The 16,591-nt window shown below is 65.0% G+C and carries 12 protein-coding genes and 1 pseudogene; 8 read left to right on the top strand and 5 right to left on the bottom strand.

Annotated features, from left to right (window positions below):
- Positions 1-360: 360 nt before the first annotated feature.
- Together Pla175_RS14515 and Pla175_RS14510 are read right to left on the bottom strand one after the other, a co-directional pair.
- A complete protein-coding gene (locus tag Pla175_RS14515; protein WP_145286316.1) occupies positions 361-1,911 on the bottom strand; it encodes a GTPase family protein in 1,551 nt (516 codons plus the stop codon).
- Entirely contained in the window at positions 1,908-3,119 is a 1,212-nt protein-coding gene (locus Pla175_RS14510) for a GTPase family protein (protein WP_145286314.1), read from the bottom strand. The genes Pla175_RS14515 and Pla175_RS14510 overlap by 4 nt, the downstream gene beginning before the upstream one ends.
- 57 nt (positions 3,120-3,176) lie before the next feature.
- Between Pla175_RS14510 and Pla175_RS26060 the strand changes: the two genes are divergently transcribed.
- Complete coding sequence (locus Pla175_RS26060; RefSeq protein WP_197526838.1) at positions 3,177-3,332, top strand: hypothetical protein; 156 nt, start codon at positions 3,177-3,179, stop codon at positions 3,330-3,332.
- A gap of 187 nt (positions 3,333-3,519) precedes the next feature.
- Positions 3,520-4,521: pseudogene (locus Pla175_RS14505) on the top strand (hypothetical protein); the annotation flags it as partial.
- 199 nt (positions 4,522-4,720) lie between these two features.
- Here Pla175_RS14505 and Pla175_RS14500 read toward each other — a convergent pair.
- Positions 4,721-5,194, bottom strand: coding sequence for a hypothetical protein (locus Pla175_RS14500; RefSeq protein ID WP_145286310.1), 474 nt, complete (start codon positions 5,192-5,194; stop codon positions 4,721-4,723).
- Between the two features lie 194 nt (positions 5,195-5,388).
- Complete coding sequence (locus tag Pla175_RS14495) at positions 5,389-5,745, bottom strand: iron chaperone (RefSeq protein ID WP_145286308.1); 357 nt, start codon at positions 5,743-5,745, stop codon at positions 5,389-5,391.
- Between the two features lie 773 nt (positions 5,746-6,518).
- Between Pla175_RS14495 and Pla175_RS14490 the strand changes: the two genes are divergently transcribed.
- The 6 genes from Pla175_RS14490 (at position 6,519) to Pla175_RS14465 (ending at position 14,461) form a co-directional block, all read left to right on the top strand.
- Entirely contained in the window at positions 6,519-7,937 is a 1,419-nt protein-coding gene (locus Pla175_RS14490) for a BNR-4 repeat-containing protein (protein WP_145286306.1), read from the top strand.
- 285 nt (positions 7,938-8,222) lie between these two features.
- Positions 8,223-10,031, top strand: a complete 1,809-nt coding sequence (locus tag Pla175_RS14485) for a DUF3592 domain-containing protein (RefSeq protein ID WP_197526837.1) — start codon at positions 8,223-8,225, stop codon at positions 10,029-10,031.
- Positions 10,032-10,715: 684 nt separating this feature from the next.
- On the top strand, positions 10,716-12,137 hold the full coding sequence (locus Pla175_RS14480; RefSeq protein ID WP_231953906.1) for a TolC family protein: 1,422 nt from the start codon (positions 10,716-10,718) through the stop codon (positions 12,135-12,137).
- A 27-nt stretch (positions 12,138-12,164) separates the two neighbouring features.
- Positions 12,165-13,709, top strand: coding sequence for a multicopper oxidase domain-containing protein (locus Pla175_RS14475; RefSeq protein WP_197526836.1), 1,545 nt, complete (start codon positions 12,165-12,167; stop codon positions 13,707-13,709).
- A gap of 91 nt (positions 13,710-13,800) precedes the next feature.
- Positions 13,801-14,124 carry a four-helix bundle copper-binding protein gene (locus Pla175_RS14470; protein WP_145286301.1) on the top strand — a complete coding sequence of 108 codons (324 nt, stop codon included), beginning with the start codon at positions 13,801-13,803 and terminating at the stop codon, positions 14,122-14,124.
- Positions 14,125-14,191: 67 nt separating this feature from the next.
- Positions 14,192-14,461 (top strand): metal-sensitive transcriptional regulator, encoded by a 270-nt coding sequence (locus Pla175_RS14465; RefSeq protein ID WP_231953904.1) that lies wholly within the window; start codon positions 14,192-14,194, stop codon positions 14,459-14,461.
- 297 nt (positions 14,462-14,758) lie between these two features.
- Here Pla175_RS14465 and Pla175_RS14460 read toward each other — a convergent pair whose 3' ends face one another.
- Positions 14,759-16,504 carry a tetratricopeptide repeat protein gene (locus Pla175_RS14460; protein WP_197526835.1) on the bottom strand — a complete coding sequence of 582 codons (1,746 nt, stop codon included), beginning with the start codon at positions 16,502-16,504 and terminating at the stop codon, positions 14,759-14,761.
- Positions 16,505-16,591: the final 87 nt, after the last annotated feature.

Genomic DNA, 16,591 nt, shown 5'->3' with positions numbered 1-16,591 from the left:
TGTGCCAGCGGGAGCGCGAACAGACCCGCGCCGGCTTCGAAGAAGCGGTTCCCCTGGCCGAGAAGACCTTAGCTGCAGCGGCTGGTAAGCCACCGGGCCGAACGGCTCAACGGACAGGCCGACGGCAAGCCCGAGGTGTTTCTCGACTCGGCGGTCGAAAACCTGCAGGCGTTCTTCCAGCGGTTCCGCCACTTGAGGCGGAGCTCGTCCAGCGAGTTCGACGCGATCGTCTAACAAGCCCAGAGCGTGCTGTCCGGCGTCGGCGTCCCGACCGGCTGCGGGACCGGCGTCCGGTCCGAGACCGGGCGGCCGCGATTTCGGCCCGGCGCGCCTTCGTTCGGGCGGATCAGATTGGGCGATCTATTTTGGGCGGTACAAGTCGCCGAGCGTGGTCAGCGACAGGCGGCCGCTCTGGATGGCTTGTCGCCAAAGGTTGGACCACTGGGTTTCAGTTTGGTGGGCCGTGAGGACTCGGGCCACGCGGCTCCGCTCGGCCTCGGAGAACGCCTGCACCAGCAGCGGCATCAAGCCGTCGGTGACGTTGTAAAGCCGGTCCGGAAACAAGCAGACCGGCGCGATCGACTCGAGCGGCAACGCCAGCTCCTCGGCCACCACCGCCATCACCTCGCGGATGGATCGCGCTTTGGGGTCGTCGCTGGTAAGGTCGTAGGGGGGCGCCCACGCTTGCGGCGGCCTGAGCCGGTCGATGTGCGTCAGTGCGACGATGCAGGGGGGAGGCTGGCGAGTGGTGGCCCCCTCGAAGCTCTGCCGGATCGCCCGCAGGATCAATTGGTCGGGCGCCCGCGCTGCCTGGCTCGCGGACACGGCCAGCAGGATCAAGTCGGCCTGTTGCGATTCCACAACCAGGTCGCCGAGCAGCGCCCCCGCCGCGGAGGCGTCCTCGTAACCGGCGGTGTCGAGCACGATCGCTTCGGTTTGACCTTCGCGTTGCAGCACGAACGGCTCGACGCTCCTCGTGCAGGGGACCACGTCGACCGCGGCCCGCAACTGCCCGAAGAGCGCGTTGATCAGGCTCGACTTGCCCGCCTTAACCTGACCCAGCACCAGCACACGCAGCGGCTCCGCCAGCAGGCCCCGCTGCTTGGCGGCCGAGGCGGCCGAATCGCGTCGCGAACGCTGAGTCACATACTGCTGCACGTGCGCGCTGCGCAGTTGGATCCTTCCGCTGTACAGCTCGATGGCGTACTTGCCAGCGAGTTCGACGCTGTAGGTCTGTGCGCGTCGCTGAAAGTCCTTCCGCAACCAATCCATCGACCGCCGCGTGCCGACGCCTCCCGCCTCGTTTACCAAAGCCCCCAGCGGGTTGTAGATAGACCTCGCCACGCGGTAGACACGGTAGCCCAGCTCGTAGGCGGCCCACGCCGCGGACCCGGTCGATTGAAGCCGGCGCACCTGCCCTAGCGACAGGGCGCGCGATCCCGGCAGGTTTTCCGCGATGGCTCGCAGGTCGTGGGCCGCGAGCTCGACGATGGCCAGCGTGTCCGGCACGGTGACTTGCAGCAGCGGCTCGCGCGCCCGGGGAAAGTAGGCGCGGGCAACGGCCGTGAACAGCTCGTCACCCAGCGCCTGTAGCTCGTCGAGGCGGCCCAGCGTCAAGGCGCGACCGCCGGCCTGGTGCGCGATGTGTTGCACCTGGCTCCAGGCCTGCCGATCGGTATCGGTCCATTCTGGGTCGGGCTCGACGCGCCACCGGGGCCGCGACAGGCGATTGCCGCGCAGGCTCCAGTGCAGCAGGGTGGCCGCGAGGCTGCTGATCGCCGCAACGATCAGCCACGTCATCAGCCAACCATGCTCGTTTAGCCAAACGAATCCCAACCCCAGCAGCGCCAGGTAGGGGGCGAGCAACACCCCGGCCAGCACGGCGCCCAGCGCGATCCATCGTCGGTTCATGTCGGTTTTTCAGAGCTCTTCAGGTAGTCGCGGAACTTCTCGATCCCTTCCTGATAGGCCGCGCCGTAGACGTTGCGGAGCGCCGCCGAGTCGGGCACGGCGCCCTGCTGCGCGTGGCTAAAGTAGTAGCAGAGGGTCAGGCCCAGCGCGTAGGTGCAGGCCGCCATGTAGACGCCCGAAGCCACCGCCACCAGCGATCCGGCGAACGGGACCGTCTTGATCGCCTCACGCCCCGCGATCCGCAGCGTGAACCCGATCCCCAGGCAGCCCACCAGCTCCGACACCAACCCGGCCGACAGCGGCTGTTTGTACAGTCCCGACAACGCGTGGAACATCTTGCCGACCACCGCCAGGCTCCCCGCGATGTCGACGATCGGAAACGGCACGGCCGCCGCCATGCCGGCCGCCACGGAGTGGGCGATAATCTGCGGTCGCGCTTTCTCGAAGTGGATGTCGTGCAACTGGCGCATCGCCTGAGCGTCGCTGCGCAGCAGGCTCTGTAGGCCGTGGGGCAGCACGTCTTCGATGGCCCGCCAGAGGGCGTCGATCCCGTAGTCGATCGGCGTGTAGCCGTCTTCGGGCTGCGTGAAATCCAGCGCCACGAAGTGGGGCGCGCTCGCGCCCTTGTGCCGCAGGAACCACTCGCGCTGATGGACGAGCGCACGCCGCACGTCCACGGGCGCCGTCTCGGGGATGGGGCTTTCATCGTACGGGTAAGGGGAGGGGTGCGTCGCCAGACCGGGGGGATAGCCTTCGTGCAGGCAGGTCTGCGCCACCACCAGCGGGGTGCGTGGCTGGCGCTGGCGGACCTTTTCCAGCGACTCCAGCACGGTCTTCTGGGCGGGGTCGAGCGCCTTCATCACCACAATCATCAGGTGCGATTGTTCCGCCAGCCACGCCAGGTCTTCGGTCGGGTCGTAGTTCACTTCCCCTAATCCGCGGGTGTCCAGGAAGCGGATTAAGCAGAGCGTTTCGTTGGGGAACGCGTACATCCGCGCCGTCTTGGTGCACGCCCGGAACCCGTTCCCAATCTCTGCGTCCGAGCGACCCGTGAGTGTGCGGATCAGCGAGGTCTTGCCCGACTGGGTCTTGCCGAACAGCCAGATCACCGGAGGCGGCATCCGCTCGCGTGCTTGGGCCAGAACTTCGCGCAGCTTCTCGTCGTCGATCCGCGGGTGCAGTATCTGGGTAACGAGTCGGCCAAACATGCGAGATCGACTTTCTGCAAGGCCGGCAAAGGCTGGAGGGGTATACCGATTAGTCTAATGGTTCACGGAGGTTACCCGTACCCCTTGCTCCCCGGCGACCCGCGGCCCAAGAACTACCAGGTCCGCGTCAACCGGCCGCCGGCGCCGGCGGATCAGGTCTTTGAGGAAGGCGGCCGCATCAGTTTCAAACCGGTGAAGGTCGAAGGGGCCTAGAAGACGTCAGCGATCAGCTTTCAGCGGTCAGCGAAAGCGGGCGGGCACGGATGCTCGCCTCGCTGGCCATTGCCTACTCAGTCTCCAGCCCCGCCCCAAAGCGGCACTCCCCATGAATCCACGCCAAAAGATGTTGTAGCGGGCCGCCTCGGCGCCCGGCTGAGTCAGGGCACACCCCCCTGTCCCCTACAACGAGAAGCGCTGCCACTTCTTCTGGCGGTTCCACCGCCGCTACGGGGGCGGAGAGATCACCGACCGCGGCGCCCACGTCATCGACCTGGCGCACATGATCCTGGGGCTCGACGCCACGGGCCCCACGCGCGTCGAGGCGACCGGCACGCCGCCGCGTGGCGGCTTCTACGACGCGATCATCACGTTCAACTTCGAGAACCACTACCCCACCGGCATGAAGATGGTGGGGGACAACTCCGCGCCACGCGGGCTGACGCTGGAAGGGACCGAGGGAAAACTGTTCGTCGCCGTGCACGGCTGCGGGCTCTCGGCGGAGCCGCCGTCTCTGCTCCAAGGCGTGAAGCTCCCGGGGGTCGACCCGTACGCGGTGCACCGACGGGGGCTGCTAGACGGGGTCCGCGGGGGCCGGCCGGTGGACTTCCCGTCGCCCGCCTCCGATCCTGTCTATGCGGTTCGGCTCTTAGACCACGCCCCCCAAGACGCCGGCACCACGCTGCTGGCGCTCCCCAACTTCCACCACTACTTAAGTTCGGTCGAGGTCGTGCAAGGGGTCGCCCGGCATGTCGAAGAAGGGAGGCGGCGTTTGACCTTTGTGGTGGTGCTTGCCCCCCTCGTCCAGCTCCCCCCGGAGCTCGAACGCCTGTTCGCGGTGCTCAAGCAAGCACTGCCCGACAGAGGGCAGCTCGCGGAGATCGCCCGCGGCGTCGCCAACCAGCCGGGCGAACTACCCGAGGGGCCAGACTTCGAGCGGCTGCTCGACGCGGCCAGCGGCCTGTCGCGGTACGAGGCCGAAGGCGCTTTTGCGCTGAGCCTCGTGCGTCAGCAGCGGCTTACCCCCGAGACAAGGCGTTCTGCCGAGGCCTGCACCACCTCAGCGGCTTGGCGCCATCGGCAGCGGTGTCGGTTGGCGCACTCTCCGTCCGTTGGCCGGTCGGCGGGCCGAGGCAGGCGAGCTGCACCGACGCGGGTCCGACGATGGCCCGGCACCGCGAGGTAGGTCCATCTTCGGCGAATGGATGACTTGCCCGATCTGCAGCGGTGTGGGTACCTCGGCAGCCTCCGCCGCGGCATGAGGGCGCCTGCGCCGCCGGCCGAACGAAAGCGTTTGTGCGGCGGGCGGGTGAGACGTATCTTCCGGTCAGGCGTTGCTGCCCGCCCGCTCGCGCGCAACGCCTTCGTTAGGTCTGCGTTTGGCGTCAATCTTCCGAGATGAATTGCCATGAGTTGTCCAACGAAACATGCGACCACAGATTGAACGGCAGGTCATCTGTTCCCGTTTCGACGAATCCAGTCGGACCGGACGGATCATCGTTCGTCCACAGACACACGATACCGTTGTGGTGCACCTCGGCCTTGCGGATGCGAAAGAACCCGATTGAGCAGGGGGTTTTGGGAAGCTCACCAGCGCGGACTTCTGAAGCAACGCGGTCGAACGATGATCGAGAAAGTGCGTACGCGGCCCGCAACGGCCAATTTGAAGTCGCGACGGACAACAGAACCGCGATTGTCGTAACTCCAGCGAACCAGTGACGTCGCGACCGACCGAAGAGGAATGGCACGAAAGTACAGAGCCCGAGCAACGTACACGTTAACACAAGGGCGATCCTTTCGAGCGGCCACAGCGATGCGAGCACCGCGAGAAACGCGGGGGCTGCGGTTGCGATGAGCAAGCACCGCCGTCTTGCTGTTGTTGTCGTCGTGGGAGACATAACGCGGATGCTGTTGGGGAATGAGACATAGCGGAAAAGGCTCGGTTGCCGTTCGCCCGCGGGAGTGGGCTACCCACCGACCACAACATTCTACTCACGGGCGTCGCCGGTCAACTGCGGCCGGTGGTTTCCCGCCGCGGGGCGGACCGTCCCGGTCATCGTCCAAGCGATTCTCGCGACGCCAGCGCGAGCTTGCCAACCAGTCCGTCGGGGATGGGCTTGCGCGGAGAGAAAGTGACTCCGGTCTTGGTAGCCTTGAGCCCGGCGGTGGCAATATCATCGGCATGGGCGGTGATGGCGTCTTTGCTCACGTAGAGGCCACACTGCTTGCTGAATGCTGCGTAGCCGACGATGATCGATTCTCCAAACCCGAACCCGGGCATGTCGTAAGCGATTATCTCCTCTGCGTCAGGAAGAGCTTTGGCGACTTGAGCACGAAGTTGAACCAACAGCGGCTGAAATGATTCTGGCGCCGCGGCGATATAGGCGTCATGGTCTGCGAACTTTGTCATGGCAAAACATGTCTCGTTGCGTGTATGTAGGTGTCGGTCTTGCCAGTTGGAATCCAGTCGGAGAACTTGTTCTTAGGTAAATCCGCTTATCTCGCGGTAGCCTGCGGTTTGCATCCTAACGCACAGGACGTCGGTCCGCGTAAGTCGCAACGTAGCCGTAGGTTGCGCCCGAATCAAGCTTCTCGCGGCGTGACAGGCCGTTTCCGTCTAACGCTCCCCGGCACGAGGAGCTCGGCCGTCAGCGTCGTTCTCTGCGGTGGCGAGTATCCCCCGCAGTCCGCAGCGGTGGACATCACTTCCTTCAGACTTGGCTCCGGGGAAGTCGCGGCGCGTCGGACAGCCGCCGGAGCCGCAGAGGTCTTCTTTCCGCGAGGACACTCAGCAAAGTTGCTGACGCACTCAGCCCCTCAGGCGGACGCACTATTGACCGTGTGGCCAGTTGGCGCCCCGAAGCAGGTGAGCTGCACCGACGCGGGCTGCCCCGGAGCGTAGACCGGGTCGGCGGGTCCAAGCGCCGCGACCTGGCCGGAGCAGATTCGAGTAAGGTAGCGGGTACAAACCGAGAGTTGCGGCGTCCGCCACGATGCGACGGTCTCTGAAGTAGAGCGGGTCTTGATGCTTTAGCCGGCCGAGGCGAGCCACGTCTCCGGTCGTTGGCGAGGCCCGTTCGGAGTGCGGGCGTGCTAGGATCAAGGGTTTGCCGGTGGGCTGCGTGCGGCCTCTACCCGGCGGCGTTGGCGTCAAGCAGGCGAACTTGCAGTTGAGAAGATAACATGCCCATCCCGCTCCGAGTACTTGCGTCCGCCTTCCACGCGGCCTTCTTGCTCACACCAAGCGTAATCGGCGCGGAGGTCGAATCCGGTAAACAAGCCGTCGTACGCACCATGGATGGGTACAAGGGGATCTGGTTCGATCTGGGGCAACGGTCCGAGTTCGGATCGAAGTATTCCGGGGGGCTGGGCGCCTACACCGCGAAGCACCGTCCGCTCGCTGTCTATGCCCCGGCGGTTCAAAAAACGTTCTTTGTCTACGGCGGAACGACCGAGCCGAGCCAACGCCATCTCCTCGCGATGGCCTCTTACTACGATCATCGGTCAAGAACCGTGCCGAGGCCCGTCGTGGTTCACGACAAGGGCGGGGTTAACGATCCGCACGACAACCCATGCATGCAGATCGACGAGACGGGCCGTCTCTGGGTCTTCGTAAGCGGGCGCGCCCGCGGGAGACCCGGCCACCTCTACCGCTCGCGTAGGCCCTACGATATCGAGTCATTTGAGCACCTGTCCGAGCGCGAGTTCACCTACCCTCAGCCTTGGTGGATCGACGGCGGCGGCTTCGTCTTTCTCTTCACGAAGTACACCGGCGTACGCGAACTCTACTGGAGCGTAAGCGACTCGAAGGGCGGGAACTGGAGCCAAGACCGAAAGCTTGCGGGCATGGGAGGGCACTACCAGGTCAGCAACGAGCAAAGCGGACGCGTGATCACGGCGTTCAACATGCACCCCGGCGGCGACCCTGACAAACGCACAAACCTGTATTTCTTGCAAACCGAAGATCAGGGCGACACCTGGCGAACCGCCGGGGGGGAGCACGTAGAACCGCCGTTGACCGACCCGCAATGCTCAGCCTTAGTGCGCGACTATCGTTCCGAAAAGCGGCTGGTCTACTTGAAGGACATCGGCTTCGACGCCAGCGGCAATCCGGTGATCCTCTATCTTACAAGCAGCGATCACCGGCCGGGCCCGGTTGGTGCGCCTCGCATGTGGTCGATCGCTCATTGGACGGGCTTGGAGTGGACCTTTCGGGACATCACGACTTCGTCCCACAACTATGACATGGGCTCGCTCTATCTTGAGCCCGATGGAACCTGGCGTGTTATCGCGCCAACGGAAGAAGGACCACAGCAGCACGGGACGGGTGGAGAGATCGCCGTTTGGACGAGCCGCGACAAGGGGCAATCGTGGACGAAAGCGTTGAGCGTTACCAAAGACAGCCGCATGAACCATGGATACGTGCGGCGACCGAGGAACGCGCACCCAGATTTCTACGGCTTTTGGGCCGACGGCAACCCGGATTCGATGTCCGAGTCACGGCTGTACTTCACCAACCGAGCAGGGGACCAAACTTGGCGCCTCCCGTACCACATGCCCGAGGCGGCCGCCGCTCCCGAGGTCGTTGTTGACGGGCAGTAGGCTCCTGCACGGGCGCCTGCGGTTGGAGTGACGAGGGGCCCCAGCTTCTATCCCAGCGGGGCTACGCTGGGCGGCTGCATCCTGAGGAGCGCCGCTAGCAGCCCTTTCGGATAGCGCTTCCGGCCGCGGAACAGAGCTAAGCAGGAATCTCGTTGGCTTGATGAGGGCGTGGGCAAGATTGATTATCTTGGAGCGAACAGGAGCCCAAGTTGAATGCCCAGCCCTTTCTTACTGAGGAACCTCGCTATCGCTAAGCCGCGTCAGGGGAAATGGTTTTGGAGGGTCGTGCTGACACTGATTGGTGTGGCGCTGCTGTGGGTGGCGGCAACGCCGGTTTGGCAGTGGTTGCGTGTGCTTGACTGGGTTGAGACGCCGGCGGTGTTGCGGTCGGTGTCGACGGTGGAGGAACGCGGGGAGAACTCGACGTGGCGGCGCGTAGTCGCCAGTTACGAATACGAGTGGGACGGCCAGCAATACACCGGCACACGGGTGCTGCTGCCGACGCTGAAGGGGCCCTTCGACCGGCGTGACAGACGGAAGTCCGTCGAGCTTGAAGGGGTCAAGCAAGCAGGTGGGGCGACGGTTTGCTATGTGAACCCGCGATCGCCGAGCGAGGCGGTGCTCGACCGCAGCCTGCGGGTCGAAGACTTGGCGATGGGGCTGTCGTTTCTGATGATCGGTGCGGGGGCCCGGCTGGTCTTCACCTACCACTCCCGGAAATGGCAGGCGGGGATCGACCCGGCGCTGCAAGAGAAGCACCCGGGCGAGCCGTGGCTGTGGAACGCGGACTGGCGGTCGGGCCGGCTGCGGTCGGAGAGGCGGTTCAACTTGGGCGAATTGTTCGGTGGCGGGCTGGCGATCGGCGGATTCACGGCGGCTTTCCTATGCATCCGAGCGTTCGGCGATAGCGAGTCGAACCTGTTGTTTTGGGTTACGGCCGTGTTCTGCTTGCTGTCTGCGCTTTTCGCTTACGGCATCCTGATGAGCCTGTTGCGTTGGGCGCGGTTTGGGGACGCGGTGTTTCGGATGGCGGGCCCTTCGGGCGTCGTTGGCGGAAAACTGGTCGGCGAGGTGCTAGGGCCACGGTCACTGCTGGACGCGGACGAGGGGACCCTGCGGCTGTTCTGCACCAAGACGACGATCCGCAAAGACCGCGAGACCCGCGAACGGGACGAGGTGTCGTGGGAGTGTGAGCTGACGGTGACGCCGAAGCGTGATGCGGGGCGGGTGGTGCTGCCGGTGGATTTTACTATCCCGTCGTCGGCCGAATCGACGTCACGAAGCGAGGACCGGCTAGTGACATGGCGGCTGATGGCGCGGGCGAAGCTGGCGGGGCCGGACTTCGCGGAGTCGTTCGTCGTGCCGGTGTTTCTGACGGAGGACTCGCAGGACGGCGTGGTCGTTGAAGAGCCGCCAGAACCCGATGCATTCGACGAGACGTCAACGCTCGACGAGATACTGGTAGCGGAAGGGATTCGGGTGGATCCGTTGGGCGGGAGCGCAGTGCGTTACGTGGCGCCGGCCGGACGGAGCCGAGGCTACGCGTGGTCCACAACGCTGTGGGCGTTGGGCTGGAACGGTGTGCTCGGCGGTATCGGCTATGCGATCTACACGCACGCGGATTGGGGGGCGACGTTGTTCTGGATCGTGGCGGCGATCGCGTGCTGGATCTTGTTGCTCTTCGGTCCCCTGCTGGTGGTTGCCGCGCTCGATGGCTGGCTGCACAGCGAGGAGTTGACCATCGACGACGAGCGGTGGACGACGCGCATCGGCTGGTGGGGGCTGCCGAAGTGGCGGACGGAGTTCTTGGCGGGGAACATCCGTCGGATCGTCGTCAAGCACAGCAAGGGGGGCTCGGTGCGCGTCGGCAACGGGCCGGAGAAGAAGAGCCCCGGGGCGAACGACTTGTTTGCTGAGGTTGCCGGCGCGAAGCTGCCGCGGACGCTGCTGCGGCGGGTTAAGAGCCGCCGGGGCAGCGCGTTGCTGGGAGAAGAGATTCGGCGTCGGGCGGGCGTTGAAGAGCCCTTGGTGACCGTTGATGAGTTCGCGGAGCTGAAAGCCAAACTCCAAGAAAGACGCGAGGAGGGCGGATGAAACGCCCGCTAAGCGCGTAGGGTTGGGACCCTCCTGAGCAGCCAAACGCGACCGGCAAACTTGCCGAAGTTGCATCAACCTCGCTCACTTCGGGCGCCGGCTAACTCGCGTCGGTGGACATCCCTTCGCTCAGATTTGGCTCCGACGAAGCCGCTGCGAGTGAGCCACTCTCGGCGGCTGGGCGCCCTAATGTATCTGCGGAGGTCTTGGCCGAATTGGGACACCGCCGCAAGCCTGCCGACGCTCCAAGCCGCGCCGGCCGATGCTGTCTTGGCCGGTTGGCCAATTGGCACTCCGACGGAGGAGAGCTGCACCTCCGCGGGATTAGGGATGCGTCTTGAAAATGCTGACAAGCCATACGCCGGTGCAGATCGCTAGACCGCCCAATGCTGGGTGTTTGTCTTGAAGAATGCCGCGCAATCACGGCTAATCTAACACCAGGTTCGACGCGCTTGATGCGACGCGCCTCGGCAATTGGCAGTGCGTTGCGGTTGCGAGCGGCGAAGCTGCAATCAGCGCCCGCGATCATAGCTTGCCTGGCCCGCATTCCTTTCCTCGCTTGGCAGATAGCGTCTGCCCACCCCTACCAACCGCATGTACCCCTATGGGGTAGTCTGTCGATGACGAACGCAGGGAACCCTAAGTACGATCTCTGTCGCGGACGCGTTAATGCCAGTGCAACGGATGACCAAGCTAATCGCGGCGGCATTGCTGCTAGCAGCACCCGCGTTTGCAGCCGCGCAACAACTGCTACGCCTGCCGCCGGCCGCACTTATGCCTAAGGGCGGGGGCCACGAGTATACCCGGCCCCCCGCCATCCCGGCGCCGCTGAATGACATCGCGGGGCTCGACTATCCCGAGCCGTCCATCGCTACCTCGGCGTACGCGCTGGACTCGCTGCTCTCGCTCGCCGCCAGCAACAACCCCACGCTGGTTCAAGCAAGGCTGCACATCTCCGGTGAGCTGGCCAAGGCCCTGCAGGCGGGGCTCTACCCCAACCCGATGTTGTCGTACGAAGCAGACCAGATCTTTGTCAAGAACGACCGCGTCGCCAACACGCCGGGCGAGTTTCAGGGCGCGATCGCCCAACAACGGATCGTCACCGCCGGCAAGCTGCGTCTGAGCCGAGAGAAGTACCAGCGGCGGGCTCATGTGGCGGAACACCTAGCGGTAACTCAACAATTTCGTGTTTGCAATGATATCCGCATCCACTTCTACCAGGCGCTGGCTGCGCAAGCGACGCTCGCCATCCGCCGCGAGCTGCAGAAGACGGCCGAAGACTCCGCGCTCACCTCGCAAGAGTCGTACAACATGGGCCAGGCGCGGCGCCCCGAAGTGCGACGCACGAACGTGGCGCTGCAACGCACCCGGCTGGACGTGCTTTCTGCCGAGAACGCCTACCAAGAGCATTTCCGCAGGCTTGCCGCCTTGGTCGGCGCGCCGCTGCCGGGGGGCGCCGTGGTCGGCGAGCTGATGCCCGAGTGCCCGGTGCTTACCTACGAGGAGGCGCTGCAACGGCTGATCGCCGAGAGCCCCGAGCTGGCGGCCGCGCGGGCCAAGCTGTCGGTCGACCAGGCGACCGTCAGCCGCGAGCTTGTCCAATGGGTCCCCGACCTCGTGGTGAAAGGGGGGGCGGGTTACAACTTCGAGAGCCAAGAGGCAGTAGCCGCGGCTGGCCTGCAGATCGAGGTCCCGCTGTACGACCGCAACCAGGGGACCGTGCAGCAGGCCCGCAGCGATTACGCGCGGCAGCGTCGCGAGATCGACCGCGTTGAGCTTGAACTCCGCGATCGATTAGCGACGACCTACCAGCAGTACGTGACGTCTCTGCAGCACGCATTCGAGTATGAGCGGCTGATCCTGCCCGAACTCAAGGCGGCGTACGCCGAACTCCTGCAGAGCTACAAAGAGAACCGTGTCGATTGGCCTGAGGTGCTGATGGCGCAGCACGACTACTTTGACGCCCGGCTCACTCAGGTCGATAATTTGATGCACGCCCGTACGCAGGAAGTCTTGATCTACGGCTTCCTGCTGCACGACGGATTGAGGGCCGCTCAAGGGATCGCCCCGCCGGGGCACATCGACGCCGTGCCGAAGCCCCGCTAGGGGCCATAGTTGGAACGAGGAGTCAGAATGAGCAAGCCGCACGACCAGAACGAACGTCGCCGGTTCCTCAAGACTTCCGCTATCGCGGCGGGGGGCTCGCTGCTGGGAGGGTTGGTCGGCGGCCATGCCGCGGCGCAACAGCCCCCCATGCAGGGCATGGGGCCAGGCATGGATTCAATGCCCGGCATGAAGCACGGTGGCGAGCTCCCCAAGCCGATCGGCGAGCCCCAAGCGGGGCCGCCCACCGACGTCAGCGACGTGTACGACGGCTACTCGCGTTTCAAGCCGGGCCGCGGCAACAGCCCAGACTCCGACTACTACCTGGGCAAGTTGATGCCCGGGTTCCGCAGCCCAGACGCGGCGCCGGCGCCCTTCGTGGCGCCCGACCTCGAGAAGCTGCCCTGGAAAATGGTCCGGGGCGCCAAGGAGTTCCACCTCCGGCCGATGGCGGTCGAGCGCGAGTTCCTGCCGGGCTACAAGATGAATGTCTACGGTTACAACGGCAGCATGCCGGGCCCGACCATTGAGGTCACGCAGGGAGACCGGGTGCGGATCATCGTTACCAACGAGCTCCCCGAGGCGACCTCCACCCACTGGCACGGGTTGGACCTGCCTGTGCAGTGGGACGGCGCCTCGGAGCTGACGCAGAACTTGATCGAGCCGGGCCAGTCATTTGCGTATGAGTTCGACGTCCACGAAGAAGGGACCTTCTTCTACCACTCGCACATCCCCATGCAGGAAGCGAACGGCAGTGTCGGCTTCTTCATCATCCACCCGAAGAAGCCGTTCGACCCGCCGGTAGACCGCGACTTCGGTTTGATCTTCCAGAACTTCTTTATCGAGCCGAGCCAGACGATTGCCGACTCGTGGCGGATGGACTGGAACTGGCACACGATCAACGGCCGCAGCGGCCCGTTCACGACGCCGCTTGTGTGCAAGCACGGCGAGCGGGTGCGCGTACGCATCATGAACTTCGCCCCGATGCAGCACCACCCGATCCACCTGCACGGGCACACGTTCTGGATCACCGGGCACGAGGGCGCCCGCGTCCCGAAAAGCGCCTGGGTCCCACGCAACACCTCGCTGATCGGCATCGCCCAGGCAACCGACTTTGAGTTCATCGCCAACAACCCGGGCGACTGGATGCTGCACTGCCACATGGTGCATCACATGATGAACCACATGACCAGGCAGGTGGGGCCGCGCGTGCGAGACACGACCGTTGACCGGTACCTGGCCAACCTGGACGTTCATCCGTCGGGCGATCTAACCAAAGAAGACCCGGGCTTCCGCACCCCCGGCTATCCCCAGAAGATGCAGGGGATGAAGATGTCCGACGAATTCATGCAGACCATCTGGAACCGCCGCGAGGTGCAGGGGATGCGGGCGATGTGGCCGATGAGCGTGATGGGGCTGATGACTACGCTCCGCGTGCTGCCCGACGACCTCTACCGTATCGTGATGGAATCTGACGAGCCGGTGGAGAAGGGGGCGGTGTTCGCAGAGATCGTCAGGCGGTTCGGCACACCCGCCCGATACGAGGCGGCGCCCAAGATGAAGGGGAGGATGTAGCACCGCGCAGAGAATACCTGTCTGGGGTATGGGGTTTGCAGCGTTGAGGACGCATCGTTGGCAAACCCATACAGTTCTCAAGGAGACCCCCATGGCTATGAACGCTTCTCAATCAGAATGTGTCGAGGCCTGCCAGGCGTGCGCGACCGCTTGCCTAGCGAACGTCGTCGCGATGCTCGGCAAGAAAAGCAAGAACGCCTGCCCCAAGTGCTGCTTGGAGTGCGCCGCGATCTGCACGCTGTGTGTCCAGGCGATGACGATCGACGCCAAGTTCGCTTCAGACTACTGCCGCCTGTGCGCCCAAGTCTGCAAGTGGTGTGCAGACGAATGTGCGGCACACGAGCACGACCATTGCCAGAAGTGCGCCGAGGCGTGCCGCAAGTGCGCCGAGGCTTGTCAAGCGATGGCGGCCTAACGGCGACGCCTCGGCGGCCTCAGGGCCGCGTTCTGGTGGCACGGCCCGTGCGTGGCCGGTAAGATGGGTGGTTCCAAGACACTCCATCAAGCCGGCGCCCGCCGGGCTGCGCCCGGTGCTTTCCGAAGACGAAAAGTCAAAGCTCGCCAACCGCCTGCGGCGAATCTCCGGGCAGGTGGCGGCGGTGCACCGGATGATGGACGAAGACGCCTACTGCGTCGAGATCCTCACGCAGATTGCCGCCGCGAACGGCGCGCTCGGCAAGGTCGGGCAGATCATCCTGGAAAGCCACATCAAGTCGTGCGTGGCCGCCGCCCTCGAGTGCGGCAACTCGTAGCGGTGTTCCGACCCGGCTGACGCCCCCCGCTGTTCGGCATCGACCTTATTCGTGCTGGCGGCAGCGCCCTCGGTCCCTTGGCCAGTCGGCAATCCAAAGCAGGTGGGCGGCACCGATGCGAGTGTGGCGTCTGACGAAACTTGCTCGTCTTCGTCCAATCTCGTTAACTGCGAGATCATATCAATAGAAGACGGTGTGGCGACATCTGCGACTCGGCATCCGCTCCCATACATTACTACCGCCTTCATGCCTGTCCCCGCGTCTATTCCGGGCTTCTGTCCCCAACTTCAAGCCCCGCTACTTGTGGAGCAGCAACGCGTCGGGGTGGCAGTAGCAACTAGCGATCGGCTGAACGTCCGCTCGCGCCCACGCCTGGCGCACCGACTCCGCGAGCGCGTCGGCTTCGGCGGTCTTCCCCTGCAGGCCCAGCGACTGCTGCAGGCCCAGCAAGGCCCAGGCGTTGTTGGGGTGCCGCGCCAGGTCGGAACGGTAGACCCCCTCCGCCTCCGCGTGCCGGGCGTCTGCCAGCAGCAGCGCCCCCAGCGCGTGGCGCACCGGCTGCATCCAGCCGGGGGGCTCGTCGTAGCTGAGCGACTCCTCGAGCACGACCCCCTGCCGGAGCAGCTCGAACGCGCGTTCTTTGTCCCCCTCATGGAACGCCAGCTCGCCCGCGGCCATCGCACGGGCGACCGCGAGCACATCCGCGGCCTGGTTGTTCCCCATCAGCCATTCGTCCGTGATCTGCGCGGCCACCGCGTCGAATTTCACGAGCTCCTCGTGCGCTTGTTCGGTCCTGCCCAACACCGCGAGCGCCACGCAGCGGGCGCAGCGCCACTCCGCTAGGCTGAATAATCGCCACGACGGGGGTTCTGGCTCTGCAAGCACGTCCTCCCACTTGCCGAAACGGATCTGCACGTGCAGCGTGGTGGGCATGAAGCCATCCGCGATGGCGACGTACTGCTTGAGGAAGCTGGCAGGGATCTGGGATTCGATCTTGCGTGCGGCGTCGATGGCCGTCTGGTAGCGCCCTTCCATCATCGCGGAGTACGCCAGGAAATGCGCGTTGTGCAGGTAATAGACGTTGTAGAACTCGGGCGGTGGGGCGAGCTTTAGGTAGGCCTCGTCCGCGCGCAGGGCGCGCTCGTTTGCAGTTACCGCGTCCGCGTACCGTCCGGTGCGGATATAGATGTGCGACGGCATGTGCACCAGGTGCCCCGAGCCGGGGGCTAACGTCGCGAGCCGCTCTGCGGCCTGCGTGCCCCGCTCCGGCCAGGGGGAAGCCTCGATCGCGTGGATGTAGAAGTGATTGGCGCCGGGGTGATTGGGGGATTTGGACATCGTCCGCTCGAGCACCGCGAGCACCTCCAGCGCGCGTCCCTTGGGCGCGGCTTGCGGGGTCCACAGGTCCCACGGCTGCAGGTCCATCAGCGACTCCGCGTACAGGGCCCCTACGTCTGCGTCATCCGGGAACTTGCGCCACGCCATCTCCATCGCGTCCGCGTAGGCCTGATCGAGTTCGGCTCGGTCCTCCGGCGCCGGCATCGCATAGCGCTGCGCTACGGCGCGCACCAGGGCCCGCTCTACGGGCGACTCGTCGTCGAGCAAGGCGAGCGCCTTCTGGGCCGCCTCGTACGCCAGGCGGCTCTGGTCCTCGCTCATCTCGGGGTTGTTGATGTGCATGCCACGCGCGTACGCGGCGCCCCACCACGCCATGGCGCACGCCGGATCGATCCGGCTGGCCTGCTCGAACGAGCGGATCGCCTCGTCGTGATTGAAACCGTAGAGCAACTGGATCCCCTGATCGAACCAACGCTGCGCTTCTGCGGAGCGCGTGGTCACCCGGCGGGTGTAGCGGTCGAGCCCGGGGTAGAAGCAAACGCCGGGCGTCTTGCCCTCTGGGGTGGCGACCACTGCTTGCGACGCATCGGGAGCGGGTCCTGCCTCGGGCGCCTGTCCGCGCGCCGTTGCCGCCACCGCAAACACCATCAGGCCAGCAACAATCAGCGGGCCTGTCCGCAAACCTAGTGGGGCGTTGATTCGCATGGTTCGACCTGTCACCGACCTGGCGGGAGTGGGGAGAAGCAAGGAGAAGAACGCACGTTCGACTCCGCCGAGAATGTAGTATATCCC

This window comes from Pirellulimonas nuda (assembly GCF_007750855.1).
Lineage (GTDB): Bacteria > Planctomycetota > Planctomycetia > Pirellulales > Lacipirellulaceae > Pirellulimonas > Pirellulimonas nuda.
Note: the sequence above shows the minus strand (reverse complement) of the source record. Positions and strands in the feature narration are given on the sequence as shown.